Annotated in this window: 16 protein-coding genes; 10 read left to right on the top strand and 6 right to left on the bottom strand. The window is 34.4% G+C overall.

Annotated features, from left to right (window positions below; translation table 11 throughout):
* Positions 1 to 207 precede the first annotated feature (207 nt).
* From ROY99_07620 to ROY99_07595, 6 genes are all read right to left on the bottom strand, one after another.
* Positions 208 to 1,209, bottom strand: a complete 1,002-nt coding sequence (locus ROY99_07620) for a Gfo/Idh/MocA family oxidoreductase (GenBank protein MDT3696248.1) — start codon at positions 1,207 to 1,209, stop codon at positions 208 to 210.
* The gene (gene dxs / locus ROY99_07615) at positions 1,209 to 3,128 is read right to left on the bottom strand and encodes a 1-deoxy-D-xylulose-5-phosphate synthase (protein ID MDT3696247.1); all 1,920 of its coding nucleotides are present in this window, start codon (positions 3,126 to 3,128) and stop codon (positions 1,209 to 1,211) included. Before dxs ends, ROY99_07620 begins: the two co-directional genes overlap by 1 nt.
* A 25-nt stretch (positions 3,129 to 3,153) precedes the next feature.
* Positions 3,154 to 3,381 (bottom strand): exodeoxyribonuclease VII small subunit, encoded by a 228-nt coding sequence (gene xseB, locus ROY99_07610; GenBank protein ID MDT3696246.1) that lies wholly within the window; start codon positions 3,379 to 3,381, stop codon positions 3,154 to 3,156.
* A complete protein-coding gene (gene xseA, locus ROY99_07605) occupies positions 3,381 to 4,562 on the bottom strand; it encodes an exodeoxyribonuclease VII large subunit (protein MDT3696245.1) in 1,182 nt (393 codons plus the stop codon). Before xseA ends, xseB begins: the two co-directional genes overlap by 1 nt.
* Before the next feature lie 3 nt (positions 4,563 to 4,565).
* The gene (locus ROY99_07600; GenBank protein MDT3696244.1) at positions 4,566 to 5,399 is read right to left on the bottom strand and encodes a hypothetical protein; all 834 of its coding nucleotides are present in this window, start codon (positions 5,397 to 5,399) and stop codon (positions 4,566 to 4,568) included.
* Positions 5,400 to 5,480: 81 nt separating this feature from the next.
* Positions 5,481 to 6,326: a hypothetical protein gene (locus ROY99_07595; GenBank protein MDT3696243.1), complete on the bottom strand. Its 846-nt coding sequence runs from the start codon at positions 6,324 to 6,326 to the stop codon at positions 5,481 to 5,483.
* A gap of 118 nt (positions 6,327 to 6,444) precedes the next feature.
* Between ROY99_07595 and ROY99_07590 the strand changes: the two genes are divergently transcribed.
* The 10 genes from ROY99_07590 to ROY99_07545 all read left to right on the top strand — a co-directional run bounded on the left by ROY99_07590 (position 6,445) and on the right by ROY99_07545 (position 15,788).
* Positions 6,445 to 6,840: a hypothetical protein gene (locus tag ROY99_07590; GenBank protein ID MDT3696242.1), complete on the top strand. Its 396-nt coding sequence runs from the start codon at positions 6,445 to 6,447 to the stop codon at positions 6,838 to 6,840.
* Positions 6,841 to 7,027: 187 nt separating this feature from the next.
* On the top strand, positions 7,028 to 8,773 hold the full coding sequence (locus ROY99_07585) for an AIPR family protein (protein MDT3696241.1): 1,746 nt from the start codon (positions 7,028 to 7,030) through the stop codon (positions 8,771 to 8,773).
* 194 nt (positions 8,774 to 8,967) lie between these two features.
* Positions 8,968 to 9,999 carry a hypothetical protein gene (locus ROY99_07580; GenBank protein ID MDT3696240.1) on the top strand — a complete coding sequence of 344 codons (1,032 nt, stop codon included), beginning with the start codon at positions 8,968 to 8,970 and terminating at the stop codon, positions 9,997 to 9,999.
* Positions 10,000 to 10,153: 154 nt separating this feature from the next.
* The gene (locus ROY99_07575; protein MDT3696239.1) at positions 10,154 to 10,630 is read left to right on the top strand and encodes a GNAT family N-acetyltransferase; all 477 of its coding nucleotides are present in this window, start codon (positions 10,154 to 10,156) and stop codon (positions 10,628 to 10,630) included.
* 142 nt (positions 10,631 to 10,772) lie between these two features.
* Positions 10,773 to 12,002 (top strand): serine hydrolase domain-containing protein, encoded by a 1,230-nt coding sequence (locus tag ROY99_07570; protein MDT3696238.1) that lies wholly within the window; start codon positions 10,773 to 10,775, stop codon positions 12,000 to 12,002.
* Positions 12,003 to 12,061: 59 nt separating this feature from the next.
* Positions 12,062 to 12,487 carry an ester cyclase gene (locus ROY99_07565; GenBank protein ID MDT3696237.1) on the top strand — a complete coding sequence of 142 codons (426 nt, stop codon included), beginning with the start codon at positions 12,062 to 12,064 and terminating at the stop codon, positions 12,485 to 12,487.
* 268 nt (positions 12,488 to 12,755) lie between these two features.
* The gene (locus ROY99_07560) at positions 12,756 to 13,889 is read left to right on the top strand and encodes a hypothetical protein (GenBank protein MDT3696236.1); all 1,134 of its coding nucleotides are present in this window, start codon (positions 12,756 to 12,758) and stop codon (positions 13,887 to 13,889) included.
* A gap of 7 nt (positions 13,890 to 13,896) precedes the next feature.
* Complete coding sequence (locus tag ROY99_07555) at positions 13,897 to 14,784, top strand: hypothetical protein (protein ID MDT3696235.1); 888 nt, start codon at positions 13,897 to 13,899, stop codon at positions 14,782 to 14,784.
* Between the two features lie 23 nt (positions 14,785 to 14,807).
* Positions 14,808 to 15,200: a nuclear transport factor 2 family protein gene (locus ROY99_07550; GenBank protein ID MDT3696234.1), complete on the top strand. Its 393-nt coding sequence runs from the start codon at positions 14,808 to 14,810 to the stop codon at positions 15,198 to 15,200.
* A gap of 27 nt (positions 15,201 to 15,227) precedes the next feature.
* Positions 15,228 to 15,788, top strand: coding sequence for a YdeI/OmpD-associated family protein (locus ROY99_07545; protein MDT3696233.1), 561 nt, complete (start codon positions 15,228 to 15,230; stop codon positions 15,786 to 15,788).
* Positions 15,789 to 15,882: the final 94 nt, after the last annotated feature.

The raw sequence follows: 15,882 nt of genomic DNA, 5'->3' as shown, positions 1-15,882 counted from the left end.
TTTGAGCGTGCTAATCTAATAAAACAATGGTTTTATGTCAAACTTTCCGCCGATTTAAATTTTTTTAAAAGCAACACTCCAATTTTGGGTAAGTGACTTAAATTTCTTAATCAGTCTAATTTGAGAAAATTTCAAGATTTTTGCATAAAACTACTAAAAAATAAGTTTTCCAGTAAAGTTTTCAAATAAAGTCTTCTACGGCTTAATTCAGAGTTTTATCTCAAGTTTTTTGTTATCTGACTCATACATTGCTTCAATAACTTTCATTCTGTGCACAGCCTCTTCACCGGAAGAGAGAATCGGATTTAATCCGATAATTGCACCAACAAAACTTTTTAACTCATTGATATATGATTTTTTAAATAAACTTGCTGGATTATCAGGAAGGTTTGGGGTCAAATTAATATATTCATTCTCTACCCGTTTAATCAATCTGAAAGGATTTGCTGAAACTGTACCTTTAGTACCATAAACATCTAAAAAGAAAAAATCTCTTTCTATTGGTAATGACCAGCTAACTTCAAGATTGATTACTGCAGAATCTTTACATTTAATACAATTTATTGATGTATCTTCAACGCTCTTTGTGTAATGATGAAAATTCTGGGTTGATACTGATAATATATCCGGATAATTCAAAAGCCAAAGAGCTAAATCAAATAAATGAATTCCAAGATCAATTATTACACCTCCGCCGGATTCCTCTTTTTTTGTAAACCATTTTTGACTGCTGCTTTGCTTTCTGATCCATCCGCATTTTAAGTAGAAAGGGTCTCCTATCTCACCAGAATTCAAAAAACTTCTGATCAGCATCGTATCCGGTCGATATCTTAGATTCATCCCTACCATTAATTTTCTCTTATTCTTTTTTGCAGCTTCCGTAATTTTTTTTGCTTCATTATAAGTTCTTGCCAACGGTTTTTCAACCAATACATCTTTACCAGCATTCAAACAGTCTATTGCAATTTCGGTGTGTGTACTTGTGGGAGTTGTTATAATTACAGCATCAACATTATTTTTCTCAAGCAGGTCAAGGTAATTTGAATATTTATTTTTTACATTAAATTTATCAGCGATGGTATTTAAACGACTTTTATTTGTCTCAGCAACTGCGGTTAACTCAATATTCCTCATCTTTGCCAAATTCGGAAGATGAACTAATTGGGCAACTCCTCCTAATCCGATAACTCCAATTTTAACCTTATCCATTATAACCGAACCTCATGGTTTTTATTTAAACGTGTAAAAGCTGTAACTCTTTCAACAATACCAACAGGATCTATTCCAAGCAAATGATGAAGCTCTTCCTGAGTACCGTGTTCAACAAATTTATCAGGAATGCCGATAAAGTTTATATCGTTCTTATAATTTTTTGATATAAAGTATTCTGCAACTCCGCTTCCAAAACCCCCGGGCAGATTGTTTTCTTCGAGTGTAACTATCTTAGTAAACTTAGAAGCAACATAATCAAGCATATCTGAATCAAGGGGTTTTGCAAATCTCATATTTATTACTTCACAATTTATTCCCTGTTCTTTAAGTATTGATGCAGCTTTCAATGAATAATTAACCATTGCACCTAATGCAAGAAGTGCAACATCATCACCTTCAATTAGTTTTTCAGCTTTACCAATTTCTAAAGCTGTAAATCCATCTTTAATTTCTACACCAAGTGCTGAACCACGCGGATATCTTAAAGCAATTGGTCCTTGTTTATATTCAACGGCAGTATAAAGCATATTACGAAGTTCCGCTTCATCTTTTGGAGCCATTATTACCATACCTGGAATCATTCTCAAATAGCTAAGATCAAAAACTCCGTGATGCGTAGGTCCATCAGCACCAACCAAACCGGCTCTATCCATAACAAACACAACATGCAGTTTTTGAAGAGCAATATCATGAATTATCTGATCAAAAGCCCTTTGAAGAAAAGTCGAGTAAATGGCGACCACAGGTATGATTCCCTGAGTTGCTAATCCGGCAGCAAATGTAACTCCGTGTTCCTCAGCAATTCCAACATCAAAATAATTTTTCGGGCAATGTTCCTGTAGATAATCCAAACCTGTTCCATCGGGCATTGCACCTGTAATACCAACAACCTTAGGATTTGATTTTACAACTTCTACTAATGCCTGTCCAAATATTTTTGTGTAAGAAGGAGTTGACGATCCTTTTTTAATCACCTGACCGGTTAATTTATCGAACGGAGTTGAAGCATGCCATTGTTGGCTATGATCTTCAGCAGGTTTATATCCTTTACCTTTTTCTGTAACAGTGTGGATTAAAATCGGTCCTTTAAGTTCTTTTGTCTTTTCAAATAACTTGATAAGCTGATATAAGTTGTGTCCGTTTACTGGTCCAAAGTATCTGAACCCAAGTGCTTCAAAAAGCATCCCCGGTGTAACGACAGCTTTAATACCGCTTTCGAGCCGTGATGCAATTTTTCTAAGCCGGTCACCAAAGTGATCAAGTTTTCCGGTAAGATCCCAGACCTGTCCTTTAAATTTATTGTATTCAGGATGTGCAATCATTTCAGTAAAGTAATTAGATATCTGCCATACATTTGGAGCAATAGACATTTTATTATCGTTGAGAACAACTATAAGATCAGATTTTAGAATGCCCGAGTTATTCATTGCTTCATAAGCCATCCCGCCAGTCATAGCTCCATCACCAATAACAGCAATTACTTTCCGGTTAGGTTCATTGTTTAAGTCTCTCGCAACTGCCATTCCAAGCGCTGCTGAAATTGAAGTAGTTGCGTGTCCGGCACCGAAAGCATCATATTCACTTTCATTTCTTTTAAGAAATCCGCTTATACCTTTTAATTTTCTTATTTTCTTTAATGCTTCTTTTCTGCCGGTTAAAATCTTATGAGGATATGCCTGATGACCTGTATCCCAAACCACCAGATCGTATGGTGTATTAAAAACTTTATGAATAGCAACAGTAAGTTCAACCGCCCCTAATCCACCGCCAAAGTGCCCGCCTATTTCCGAAATAGTATCAACCAGATATTCGCGCAAATCTTTGCAAAGCTCTTTTAATTCTGTTATACTCATTTGTTTTATATCCGATGGATAATTTACTTTTGAAAGGACCGGGTATTTCTGCGTATCTGACATTAATGGATCTCCGTTTTATCTGATTTTAATCTTCATCATTTGTAGAAATATTGTTTAACTCTTTTTGTAACGTAGTTATTTTCAGTTCAGCTTTATTAAGAATTGAAATACATTCTTTTGATAATTTAACACCTTCTTCAAATAAAACAATGGATTGCTCCAAACCTGTTTCACCGCTTTCAAGCTTCTCTGTAATTGCTTCGAGACGTTTTAATTTATCTTCAAAACTATCTAAAGATTTTTTCTTACTCATTATATTTTAATTTCTCCATCATAAAATTGTATTGTATGCGTTTCAGATTTATTAAAATTATTCTTTCTGGTTACAAATTTTGAATTTTGCCTGATTAGTGCAAATCCTTTTTTTAAACTCTTTTGAATATCATATCCTTCAAGGGTTTTTGAAAGCAGCAGTATCTTTGAATTATTTGATAATAATTTCTTTTCAGTAAGATTATTTATCTTAACACTTAAGGTATCAATCTGCTGAGAGTAATTTCTAACTCTTTCCAAAGGATATTTGAATGTATAAGAATTAGCCTGATATTCTATTTCCGATCTGTACTCATCCAAAATACTATTAATTGAACTAACTATTGCGGCAGAATTATCTATAACAAAATTCCTAAATTCTTCCTGGTCTGGAGTAGCTAATTCCATTGCAACAGAAGGAGTTGGTGCTCTCAAATCAGAAACAAAATCCGCTATTGTAAAATCAACTTCGTGACCAATACCAGTAATAATCGGAATATCAGATTTGAAAATAGCCCTCGCAACAATCTCTTCATTAAATGACCACAGGTCTTCGATCGAACCACCGCCGCGGGCAAGAATAATGACATCAATATCTTTTAATGAATTTACTTTAGTAAGATTTTCTACAATTTCCTTAGCTGCATCTGCACCCTGCACTTTGGTTGGAACGATTAATAATTCTACTAACGGAAATCTTCTTTCTGCAACAGATATCATATCTCTGACAGCAGCACCTTCCGAAGATGTGAGCAATGCAATTTTTTTTGAAAAAAAAGGTATCGTTTTTTTATACTGCTCATCAAACAAACCTTCATCAAAAAGTTTTCTTTTTAATCTTTCAAAAGCAGCCTGTAATTCTCCAACACCAGCGGGTTTCATTGTACGAACATCTATCTGATAACTTCCTCTTGGTGCATAAACTGTAAGTCTTCCGGTAATAATAACTTTCATCCCATCTTCGGGAGTAAAAAACACATAATTGTTTACACCCTTCCACATAGTACAATTAATTACTGCTTCTTCATCTTTTAAGCTAAAGTACCAATGACCAGAGCTGTGAGCTTTAAAATTAGATAATTCACCCTCAATACTCAGCTTCTCAAAGTTCGATTCGAGTACGAACTTAATTGACCTGGTTATCTCTGAAACTGAAAATATCTGTTCTTTCACTTCATTCATTAACTATTCAATACTTTGTTCAATTTTATTCTGTTGTTTATCAAGTTCATTATAATCTAATTCAGACCCAAGCACACTATGTGGTATCAGATAAATTATAAACATAAATATTGAAGCAAAAATAACCCATCGCTGCGGTTTTGCAGACTTCTTTAATGCAGCTAATGCAACTATCCAGCCTACTACAGCTAAAAGAGTTTTATTATCTGTCAAATCAATTCCGAATGGCACACCGGTCCAGAATTCTCCGAAAGCATATTTTTGCATTATTGGACCTAATATCATTCCACCAAGAATTAATATTACAAATGTCCAGTAAACTAATTTTTTATAATCAGGTTTGTAATTGAAAAATTCCAAACCAGCTCTTGCAGATAACATCATTGCAAGAAACATCAAAATAACATGCGGTATAATTATAAACGCAGGTACATCACCTTTAAATCTTATAACGACAGGATGTCCATCATTAAGTGGAAATAATTTTTCATTCTTTTCAAGAGTAATTTTATACATCAGCTTTCCAGCAGGCGGCTGATGAGGAAGTGTACCTGTTAAAAAACCTTCTTTATAAACTAATGAACTTGATTCCCAATCATCAGATGTTTTAAAACGTTTCCACTGCAATAAACCTGAAATATCACTTTCATCAGTTTTGATTTTAATAAGATGATCTCCATTGCCGCCATGACTCCGGTCAAAAGAATAACTGATAACTTTTCCATCAATATTAACTTTGCCGCTGATTGGATAAGTTGGGCCAGTAACTCGCTGATAAGCTGCAGTAAGAAGCGTAAGGATAAAAGCAATTATCCAAAGCCAGACAGTTCTTTTCATTTGCAAACAGTTTATTGAAAAATTGTGTGCGAATTTAAAGAAAATTCCTGCTAAAACTTAACACTAATCTAATACCTATATTTACAAATAAATTGAAAGAAATCTGGTGTAAAGACCAAGATTAATTTCATGGAAGTTTGAAGAAGAATCTTTTGGTTTTATGTTATATCTGTACCTGGTATAAAAAGTAAAAGTATCAAGAAGTGTAAACCAGCCGATAGAGATTTCGGGCGCAATACCATTTTGTCCCATAAAATTAGTATAGGCAGTAAGTCCGGGTGAAATATATTCTACATAATCAATCGGAAATATTTTCTTATAACCAAATCTTAAATAATTATTATAACGTATATCAAAAACATAAGTATATTCTAATGAAATGTAACCAGACGGATAGTTTCCTCTTTTTGCTCTAAAAGAAATTATCGGCAGATCTTTGGTAATACTAAAAGAACTGTGGTTATCTGCTATAACATAACCCGGCATAGGTAAAAGAAAAACAGAACCAGCAAACAAGCACAACGTCCAGATACTTGAGCCTTCTGCAATAGCCGGTTCATAAGGAAGGTCAAATTCAAACTCTTCAGATTCTGACTTTTTTCCATTTGAATCAACTGTTTCAATAACAAACCGGACATTTCTTTCGGTAAATTTTAATGCTGATATATCAATTTGTGAAGAATGAGTTTCACTTAAACTATCTGAGACTACAAATTCATAGTGATTATCAATTACTACCTTGCTGGTACAAAATTCACTTGTAAAAAAAGATAAAATAAAAGTATAAGGCGGTTCGGGTTTTACATAAGCATCAATTAAATAAATTTCCATTCCGGTGGAATCATCCTTCACTTCATCAAATTCCTGTGCTGTAATTAGTTGAGTAAAGGATAACAGAATCAAAAAAAATAAACTTGTGTTTTTCATTATTCAGAATTATTGTTTACGATTGTTCAAAGTTAGCAAAATGAAGTCTCATTTTTACAATCTTATTTTGTAATATCCGCTGTCCTTATAATTTTAGCATATCAAAAAGGATATCAAAATGAAAAAAGTATTGAAAATCGGAATTCCACTATTGATTGTAATACTTGCAATAGTTTTTTGGTGGAGGTATTATTTTGTTTTTGGTGAAGGTGTAAAAGCAGGCAATCTTAATTTTATTGTAAAGAAAGGATATATTTTTAAAACCTGGGAAGGAAGATTAATTCAACAAGGTTTTAAAACTCCCACACCTAATCAAATGCAAAGTAATGAATTTGAATTCAGTATTGCTGAAGATAGTGTTGCGCAAATACTTGAGCGATACAGCGGAAGATTTGTGGAATTGAGGTATAAAGAATATTTAAATGCAATCCCCTGGCGCGGCAATAGTAATTATGTTGTTACAGAAATTTTACAATTAGAACAACCTACTGATCTTCAGACTTTGCCGTATTGAGTATAATGAAGAATTTTGATAATTTTTAAGCAATAATAAATAAAGCTGTTGCGTATTACTAACCATCTACGATGGTTTCACGCATTGCGGTAAACACGTAGTTAGCGGTCATTCTTTGGCGACAATGCGAACTCTGACCAATACTACATAAAATTAGCTTTGACAACAACAAACAATTAAGCAAACTATGACGACAGACTTTTTCAAAGACTTGCAAAAAGAAATTTTAGAGCTTAGGGACAGGTATCCTCATTTGACACCAGACAACGCATTTGTAGTTTGGTTCATGCGAGCATTTATTACAGACGATGAGAAACAAGCCGTTGACAGTTTGACTGGTAAAGCAGGCGACAAAAGTTCGGACGCAATTTACATTGACCATGACAACAGAATTATTTTCATTATTCAAGGAAAATATCATCAAAATAGTGCAGCACTTGAACCTCGTTCTAGCATTATCGCACTGGCTGACCTTGCGAGAGCTTTAATGACCGACAGAAAAGAAGCATTTGAAGCAATACTCCACAAAGCAAACCCAACTGTAAAACAATTTCTTTCTGAAAGCCGCAAACTTATTCAACAAAGAGACTATCAATTAGTAGTTAGGTATGTAACGACAGGTAAAATCAGCGACACAAACATTCGTGAAGGAGAAAGTAGAGTTGAAGATTTTGAGACAGCAAGATTTGAAACTTTTGCCTTCAAAGACTTGATGAAACTAATGCAGGATTACATTGAAGGAGCAGCACCACCTGTTCCGACAATTTCGCTGCCAGTGCAAGGAACGGAAGTTTTTAATCGCATTGACAGAGGAACAGGAATTACTTCTTGGATATTTACAATGCAGGGTAACGATGTAGGTAAACTTTATCGTGATTTAGGAATAAGGTTGTTTGCAAGAAATATTCGTGGCTATCTTGGAAACACCGAGATAAACAAAGTTATGAAAAGCACAATTGAAAATGAGCCAGAATATTTTTGGTATTACAACAACGGTATTACAATTGTTTGCGATGAAGCAAGGCAAATTAAAAAAGGGAGTAGCAATATTATTAAAGTTACCAGCGCACAAATTATCAATGGGCAACAAACGACAAGGACTTTAGCATTATCAGCAAAGAACGATGCCGAAGTTCTTATTAAACTCATTGAAATTCCAAGAGACAATGACCATCATAATAATCAATACCGCCATTTAGTAAGTGAAATTGTTTCAGCAACTAATTGGCAAAATGCAATCTCACAGTCTGACTTAAAATCAAATGATGCGGAGCAGGTCAGAATTGAAAAAGAATTTAAGAAGTTAAATTACTTCTACATCCGCAAGAGAATGAGCAAGTCAGAAGCTGTCAAGTATGGTGCAGACAAATACAGTTTCAGAATAAACAAGGAGCAGTTAGCAAGAGCTTGTGCAGCGTGTGCATTAGATCCTTATGAAGTTCGTTTAGGTAAAGACCGTTTGTTTGAGGATGATGTTTATTCTAAAATCTTTGACGGCAGGAAAGCGACTGATTACCTACTTGTCTATTGGCTTTACAGAGACGTTGAATACTGGAGCAAAGGGACAAATAAATACGCATATGCAAAATGGCATGTTCTCAATCTGCTATGGAATTTACTTGGCTCAGAGTTGAAAAAGAATTCCGTCCGCGACCAATTCCGACTAATGGCAGAGAGGCGAAACTCTTATGTTGCAGAACTTGAACCTTTAGATAAAATCGTAAAAGAGGCATTTCGTTTCTCATCAACATTTTACAGCAAGCACAAAAAAATTGACGGTAAAAACCAAGAACCAATTGACTTTTTTAAGCATAGAGACATGCACAAACAGATGAACAAGTTTTATCAACGAAGTGGTAAACACAAGACTAACATCGCAAAGCACACCAAGACACTCTTTGCATCAATCAAAAAAGCGTTGGACGAAAGATGATACGACACAGCCCAATGACGAAAGAAGCACGAACCGCTAACAAGGTATTGCCAAAAGCGGGACTGAACGGCTTCGATTGGGCATTTGTGCAAGGTTCAACTTTTGTTCTTCGATTAAACTTTTGTGCTAAAAATCCCCGCCTTCGGCAATACCCGAACCGTTGGCGGTAATTATAAAAAGACGATATATCAAAGATGAGTGCAGCGAAAATCAAAGGAAGTTTACTTGAATTTATAGTCAGACGACTGTTGTTAAATTGTGGTTTTATATCAGTAGTTCCTGACGGACTTTTCATTTACAGACAACGGGGGTTGACATTTATTAACGGGAAAGGTGCTGCACACGATGCAGACGTATTGCTAAATCCGCCTATGCAAATCCCGTTTTCATATCCATCAAGGATAAATTTTGAATGTAAGGCATATAACAAGACAATTGGGTTAACCATAATACGAAATGCACTCGGACTTAGGACAGACATAAATGAATTTGAAATTGTAACAAGAGACCATATCCAAAGAAGGCAAAATAACAGACGGACTATTCTTGCGATTGACAATAGACAAAGATTTCAATATCAAGTTGGAGTAGCGACAGTAGAAGATTTTTCAAAAGATGCTTTTGAATTTGCTGCAAATAACAAAATACCATTAATTTGTTTGCGATGGTTTTTACCTGTCAATATTTGTGACTTGTTTCATCAAATTACAGACGCTTACCTTTCACAATTTCAAGAAAATGACTTAAACGATTTAACACAGTATCTCAAAGGAAATGACAATCAAAACGGGGAAAGATTTACAAGAGAAACTGACTCACATATTCGGACAATTTTAAATTCCTTTTATGAGTTTGAGAATAGGGTATTTATTGGCTTACTTGAAAGTGGTGATATGCTCTTTTTATTCTCAAATACAGAAAACCCGAGAGAACAACTATTAAATAGACAGAGACTTTCTGCTCAATTTCATTATAGACGAAGAACACTAGACTATTGGACAATAACAATTAATGATAACTTAGAATTTGGGTTCTATTTGCCAAGCAGAATTATTGAGATTTGGCGTGACCAAAACTTTAACGCACAGGCTGCAATAAATTTAAAGCAAGAGTTGTTTTCAAGACTTTTCCTTTTTATCAGAAACAATAATGAAAATGAGCTTCCATTCAAAACAGTAAATATTGACAGACAATGGTTGAACGAAATAAACGGAAACCAAGAATAACTACCGCCAACATCGGCTTGGCAATATGGCGGCAGAAGTGCTTCTATGAAACATTTGTGCAAGGTTCAACAGCAGTTCTTCGATTGAACTTTTGTGCTAAAAATCCCCGCCTTCGGCAATACCCAAACCGTTGTAAGCCATTAGAGTGAACAAAATGATAAGGGAACTTAAAATATCTGAATCGGACTTCTTAGCCGATATGTTGTATGAAGCGATTTTCATTCCGGAAGGACATGCCCCTTTACCAAAAGAAGTCATTAAGGACAAATCTTTATTCAAATACATTGAAAATTGGAAAAAGGACAAGTTTGACATTGCATTGGTTGTGGAAATTGACAATAAACTTGTTGGGGCAATTTGGGGGCGTTTATTGACAAATGAGAATAAAGGGTTTGGATATATTGACGATAATACGCCTGAATTGAGTATGGCAGTCAAATCAGAATATCGAAACCAAGGAATCGGAACCGAATTGATTAAGGCAATCGCAACCGAGTATGAAAAAATTGGAGTGAAATATTTGTCCCTAAGTGTGGATAAGGCAAACATTGCTTCAAACCTGTATAAACGGCTTGGATGTGAGATTGTAGAAGAAACAGATACATCTTGGACTATGATAAAAAGAATATAATACGGCTTACAATAAGGGTTTTGTGTCAGGCGGGCAGAAGTGCAAAATTCAACGGTAGTTCTTCGATTGAATCCCGATATATCGGGATGCGTAAAATCCGCCACTTCGCTAAGCCCAAACTGTTAGCAACTATTTAAAACAAATGAAAACAATACTTTTAACTTTAATGGTATTTATTTTCTCGTCTTGTCAAATAACAGATTTGGATAAAAGAATTGAGAAAATTGCCGTAGATAATAATTTTTCAGGGACTGTTCTAATAGCTATTAAAGACAGCATAATTCTGAATAATGCTTATGGATATTCCGATAAAAAAAAGAAAATTAAAAACACTCCCATTACAGTATTTCCAATAGCATCCATTACAAAACTTTTTATTAAACAATCCATATTGCTTCTGGCTGAAAATCAAAAATTGTCACTGAATGATACCATATCTCAATATTATAACTATTTTAATTTTTCGAGCAGAATAACAATATCGGATTTACTGTATCACAAGTCAGGTATTCCTGACATACATAACCGAATTTCACGTTTTAATATTCCAAGCGAATTACAGGATTCAATTTCATTAACCGATTTGTTTAAGCAAATTAATTTATTTCAGCAATTAGAGTTTGAACCAGGTAGTCAAATATCATATTCAAATTCTAACTACTTAATTCTTGCTTATATAATTGAGAAATTGACGAATAAACCTTTGGATGTTTACTTAAATGAAACAATTTTCCAACCTTATCAAATGTTAAACACAGGTCTATTTAACGATTATTCTACAGAAAAAGGTCATACTGCTGGATTCTATTCTCGCAATAACATTGTTTATTATATTCCAAATTTCAATTTTAGAAATTTCTGGGGATCAGGAAATGCTTTCTCAACAACTCAGGATTTATTTAGATATTACCAAAACACACAAAAGCTGTTGAAATCTGAATTCGCATCCCAATTAGTGCAACATTCAGGCTACTATTTAGGATTTCGTTCCTATTACAAAGTTGTACCAGAAATCGGATTGGCAATAATTGTTCTTTCAAATAGCGGTGATTTTAATGTGGACTTGATTGTAGATGAAGTTATTAAATATGTAAAAGAAAAACATTTAACGAAAACATACAAACATTCAGAAAGAAATAAATTATATGTTGGTAATTATTTCACTACCCAAAATGGAAATGAAATGGCTATAGAGGTCTCACACGAAAATAATGAATTAAAAATTAACAACACAAGACTAATTCAAATTGATGCCAACAAGTTTCTAATGGACAATGCTAGTTTGACATCAATATCATTTCATCCAAATAATGGCATACCTGAGCTGATTATGAATGATAATGGAGAAATATTATTTTTCTACAAGAGATAAATAAACAAATTGACATCCGATAATAAAAAGCAACAATATTTTGAATATTTACAACCTAAATGAAAAGTAATAAAGAAATAGTAGCGGAATTTATCAACGCTACAAATCAAAAAGATTGGGACAGAGTTTTAACCTTAGTTCACAATGACTTCATAAGATATAGCTCATCAGAACCAAAGGAAATAAAAACAAATGTTGGATTAGTTAAATTTCATCAGACAGAATTAGATACTTTTCCTGATTTACAAGAGACAATAATTTTCGCAATAGAAGAAGGCGACTTAGTTGCCGCGAGAATAAATTTTTCTGGGACACAGTTAGGGAAGCTTATAAACTTTGCCCCGACAGGTAAAAAATTAACAGCAGATTTCAATTGTTTCTTTCGTGTGACAGAAGGTAGAATTAAAGAAAGTTGGGTTGAATATGATAACTTAAACGGACTTATTCAACTTGGACACTACAAATTAGATAATGATAATGTGTAACAAAAATAACATCGAACCACTAACACGGGTTTTGTATCAGGCGGTGGTTGTGTGGTTCTAATTAAAAACTTTTGCTAATTTTAGGTATTGGGTTTTGGTTTGGGAAAGTGGGTTCATACCCCGCACGAACGCAAAACGAGAACATTGGCTGCCGTTGTAAAACGAACGACGAAATAAAAATGAACAACTGCGAAATATGACTTGAAAATTTTTCTGGAACCGACTTTGACACATTGATTTCTTGGGTTAAAGACAAAAATATGTTAAAATGAAAGCAGAGGCTTTTTTAAAGAAAACAAATATTTACTCTAAAAAGTCTGAAGGTATTTTTTTTTCGCCTTTTAGTTTAAATATTGACGATATGGAACACTTGATTCTGGTTAATTTTGAAAAGGATCCTGATGAGTTCTATAATGTCTTCGAACTACAGCAGGCATGTGATAAAAATGGCGAAAAGCGATTTTTGGTAATTGCTTACCGAAAGGATGGCTCAACTGATGTTTATCATCAGGAGGGGTATCCGTTTTGCTCACAATCCGATATCTTAAATGATGTTAGCTTTTTTGTGAGACCTATGGTGGAAACAAAATTCGAAGTAAGTGCTGACTATTTAGAAGTTTTCTTTGCATTTGAAGACAAAATTCATCGTGAAATAAAAGTTACTGTCAAAGAAACAAACAGGCTTAAAAAAAGACCCTTTTTCTTGCTCGCACCTATTGGAGTGCTACCCAGAAAGCCAATGGCTCTCCCAATATATTCGTTATATGAAATGTCATTTACAAAACAAAAATACTCGACTATTGAAATCTCAATTGATGGATTAAAGCATAAACCGGATACTTTTCCACTTCCGATTGATTGTGGTAAAAATTATTTCACCAGATATTCGGCAGATACATTTAATGTGGATTTGAATAAAAGCTTTTGTGGTCCTTTATTACCAATGAAACCTGACAAGAATAACTTTATACAAAGCAACGGGATAAATTATGAATTGGTTGATAATGATGGGCATTTTGAAATTAGTAGCATTAACGTAAAGAATAAAAAACATCAACTTTATATTTACTTTTCACCACCTATACCTGATTTGTTATGCTTAAGAGATGAAGTGATTGTTGATGGAAATTTCATTATCACAACAGACAAGTCAACAGGAAGATTATCTGGTGAGTATCATCTGCAAAGAATAAAAAATGAGATAGAATTACGGCTTCAGCCAAATAAAGGATGGCAACCGAATGAGAGAAGATTGATACTTAAAATTTTGTTCATGGTGGTAAAAGTATTTAAAGAATGGCCAAAGAGCTATGTTTGGAATGCAAAGATTAAATTAGACGAAACAGAACCACCAATGATGGAAACAAGATGGGAAAAGGATACCGGAATAACAGTAAACTAAAACTTAAATGAGATACAACATGTTTATTAAAGTTTTGTACTCTTTACTTAGTCTTTGTGCAATTTCCCTTTTATCCGGTGAGTCAAGCGAAATCGTATTTAATGACAAGCCGGAAATTTTCATAGTAGGGACCATACATTCAAGGCATTTTAATCCTGAATATCATTATTCCCTTCTCGATCTTCAGACACAGATTTGTGCTTTGAAGCCTGATTTGGTTTGTGGAGAGATTACACCTGAAGCATATGAAAATGTAATGGAAGGCTATTTTCCTCAGGAAGCCGCTTTTCTAGCACAAATGGCATCAATACTAAATTATAGATTTGAGCCTGTTGACTGGAGACTCAATTATGCGACCCAATTAAAAGCTGAGAAGGAATATCCTGAGTCAGTATTGGAAAAAGTTTCCTCCTTTGCTAAGACTTATTTTGCCAGATTTAAAGAATCTGACAGCCCATCGGTATATGACGACATTCATAACGAAATGAATATAGCAATTGTTGATTCATTATTTGAAAAAATAATAGGTGCAAATCAGATTGCAGAAATAGCACATGGAAATTGGAATGAACGAAATAGACGCATTGTAGAAAATGGTTTAGCTGCTTCCAGAAATGCACATAGGATTGTTTTTGTTTTTGGTAGCGATCACATACCACAGATTAGGCGTCAATTGGAAGTTTTAGGATATAAAGTTCGAATACCAGCCCGTCAGTTTGAACCTTGCAATAACTTCAAAGTGTCAGATGAAGTTCTTGAGAGATGGCAACGCAACCTGAAAAACCTAAAGTTAATCCGTGAGGGAAAAATTCAGGTAAACGAAGACGATTATCAAAAATTAATCAATAGTCATCGAATTGAGGATTTAGAACTTGCAATACAGAAATCAACTTAATTATCAATATTATATGTAATATCATGAACAAACTTACAATAACTGAAAAAATAATTGCTTTGGAGACAGAAGCCCTCGATGCCTGGCTCAAAGGCAATCCCTCTCCTTATCTCCATCTTTATTCGAAAGACTTTACGTATTTTGACCCCGCTCAGGAAAAGCGGCTCGATGGCTGGGACAAAATAAAAGAGTTGTATGAAAGCATGCGCGGAAAAGTAAAAATGGACAAGTTTGAAATAATAAATCCAGTAGTACAACAAAGTGATACAATGGCTGTCCTGACTTATAACCTGCACTCAAACACAGGCGAAACTATCTGGAAAGAAAATTGCACCGAGGTGTATAGGCTTGAAGAAAATAACGAATGGAAAATAATCCACAGTCATTGGTCGTTTACCAAACCATCAGTTGAATAATCTCGCTTTACAACTTTTTGATTGGCTATGAATAAAATATTGACATTTACTGATAGACAAGCGTTCCGGGAATGGCTTGGCAAGTATGGATCAGAAAGCGATGGCATATGGATACTTTTTAGTAAAAAAGGGAAATTTATCACTCTCTCTGCTGCCGAGGCATTGGAAGAGGCGCTTTGTTACGGATGGATAGACGGACAAATGCAATCTCTTGATGATAATACTTATAAAAAGTATTTTGCAAGGCGTTTACCGAAAAGCAAATGGTCCATTAAAAACAAAAAGCTTGCACAAACTCTTATTGAAAATGGCATAATGACCCAACAGGGCTTAGAAGCCATAGATCGTGCGAAGAAAAATGGTTCATGGGATAATGCTAAACGTATCCTTATTACCGATGAACAAATAAAGAAGTTTATGGAAGTTATTCATCCATATAAACTTGCTTATACCAATTTAGTGGCTATGTCGCATTCAGTACAGCGTACATATACCGGATTTTATCTTGATGCCAAATCTGACAAAACCCGTCAAGACCGGCTGGAAAAGATTATTGATAGACTTAATAGAAATTTGAAGCCAATGTGATGTACTCTATCTGTCAGATAGCATCCAAAAAAGGAAAGAGTTTTAAAATCTAAGATCGCACAACATCGTGTATAAAACATCTGGCAGTCACTGG

The organism is Ignavibacterium sp. (genome assembly GCA_032027145.1).
Taxonomy (GTDB): Bacteria; Bacteroidota; Ignavibacteria; order Ignavibacteriales; family Ignavibacteriaceae; genus IGN3.
This window is presented reverse-complemented; position numbering and strand designations above follow the sequence as displayed.

Coding starts and splice junctions, on each gene's coding strand:
- ROY99_07600 (MDT3696244.1), bottom strand. CDS start 5,399: ATGAAAAGAACTGTCTGGCTTTGGATAATTGCTTTTATCCTTACGCTT.
- ROY99_07560 (MDT3696236.1), top strand. CDS start 12,756: ATGAAAGCAGAGGCTTTTTTAAAGAAAACAAATATTTACTCTAAAAAG.
- ROY99_07590 (MDT3696242.1), top strand. CDS start 6,445: ATGAAAAAAGTATTGAAAATCGGAATTCCACTATTGATTGTAATACTT.
- ROY99_07580 (MDT3696240.1), top strand. CDS start 8,968: ATGAGTGCAGCGAAAATCAAAGGAAGTTTACTTGAATTTATAGTCAGA.
- ROY99_07620 (MDT3696248.1), bottom strand. CDS start 1,209: ATGGATAAGGTTAAAATTGGAGTTATCGGATTAGGAGGAGTTGCCCAA.
- dxs (MDT3696247.1), bottom strand. CDS start 3,128: ATGTCAGATACGCAGAAATACCCGGTCCTTTCAAAAGTAAATTATCCA.
- ROY99_07570 (MDT3696238.1), top strand. CDS start 10,773: ATGAAAACAATACTTTTAACTTTAATGGTATTTATTTTCTCGTCTTGT.
- ROY99_07585 (MDT3696241.1), top strand. CDS start 7,028: ATGACGACAGACTTTTTCAAAGACTTGCAAAAAGAAATTTTAGAGCTT.
- ROY99_07595 (MDT3696243.1), bottom strand. CDS start 6,326: ATGAAAAACACAAGTTTATTTTTTTTGATTCTGTTATCCTTTACTCAA.
- ROY99_07575 (MDT3696239.1), top strand. CDS start 10,154: ATGATAAGGGAACTTAAAATATCTGAATCGGACTTCTTAGCCGATATG.
- ROY99_07565 (MDT3696237.1), top strand. CDS start 12,062: ATGAAAAGTAATAAAGAAATAGTAGCGGAATTTATCAACGCTACAAAT.
- xseB (MDT3696246.1), bottom strand. CDS start 3,381: ATGAGTAAGAAAAAATCTTTAGATAGTTTTGAAGATAAATTAAAACGT.
- ROY99_07550 (MDT3696234.1), top strand. CDS start 14,808: ATGAACAAACTTACAATAACTGAAAAAATAATTGCTTTGGAGACAGAA.
- ROY99_07545 (MDT3696233.1), top strand. CDS start 15,228: ATGAATAAAATATTGACATTTACTGATAGACAAGCGTTCCGGGAATGG.
- ROY99_07555 (MDT3696235.1), top strand. CDS start 13,897: ATGAGATACAACATGTTTATTAAAGTTTTGTACTCTTTACTTAGTCTT.
- xseA (MDT3696245.1), bottom strand. CDS start 4,562: ATGAATGAAGTGAAAGAACAGATATTTTCAGTTTCAGAGATAACCAGG.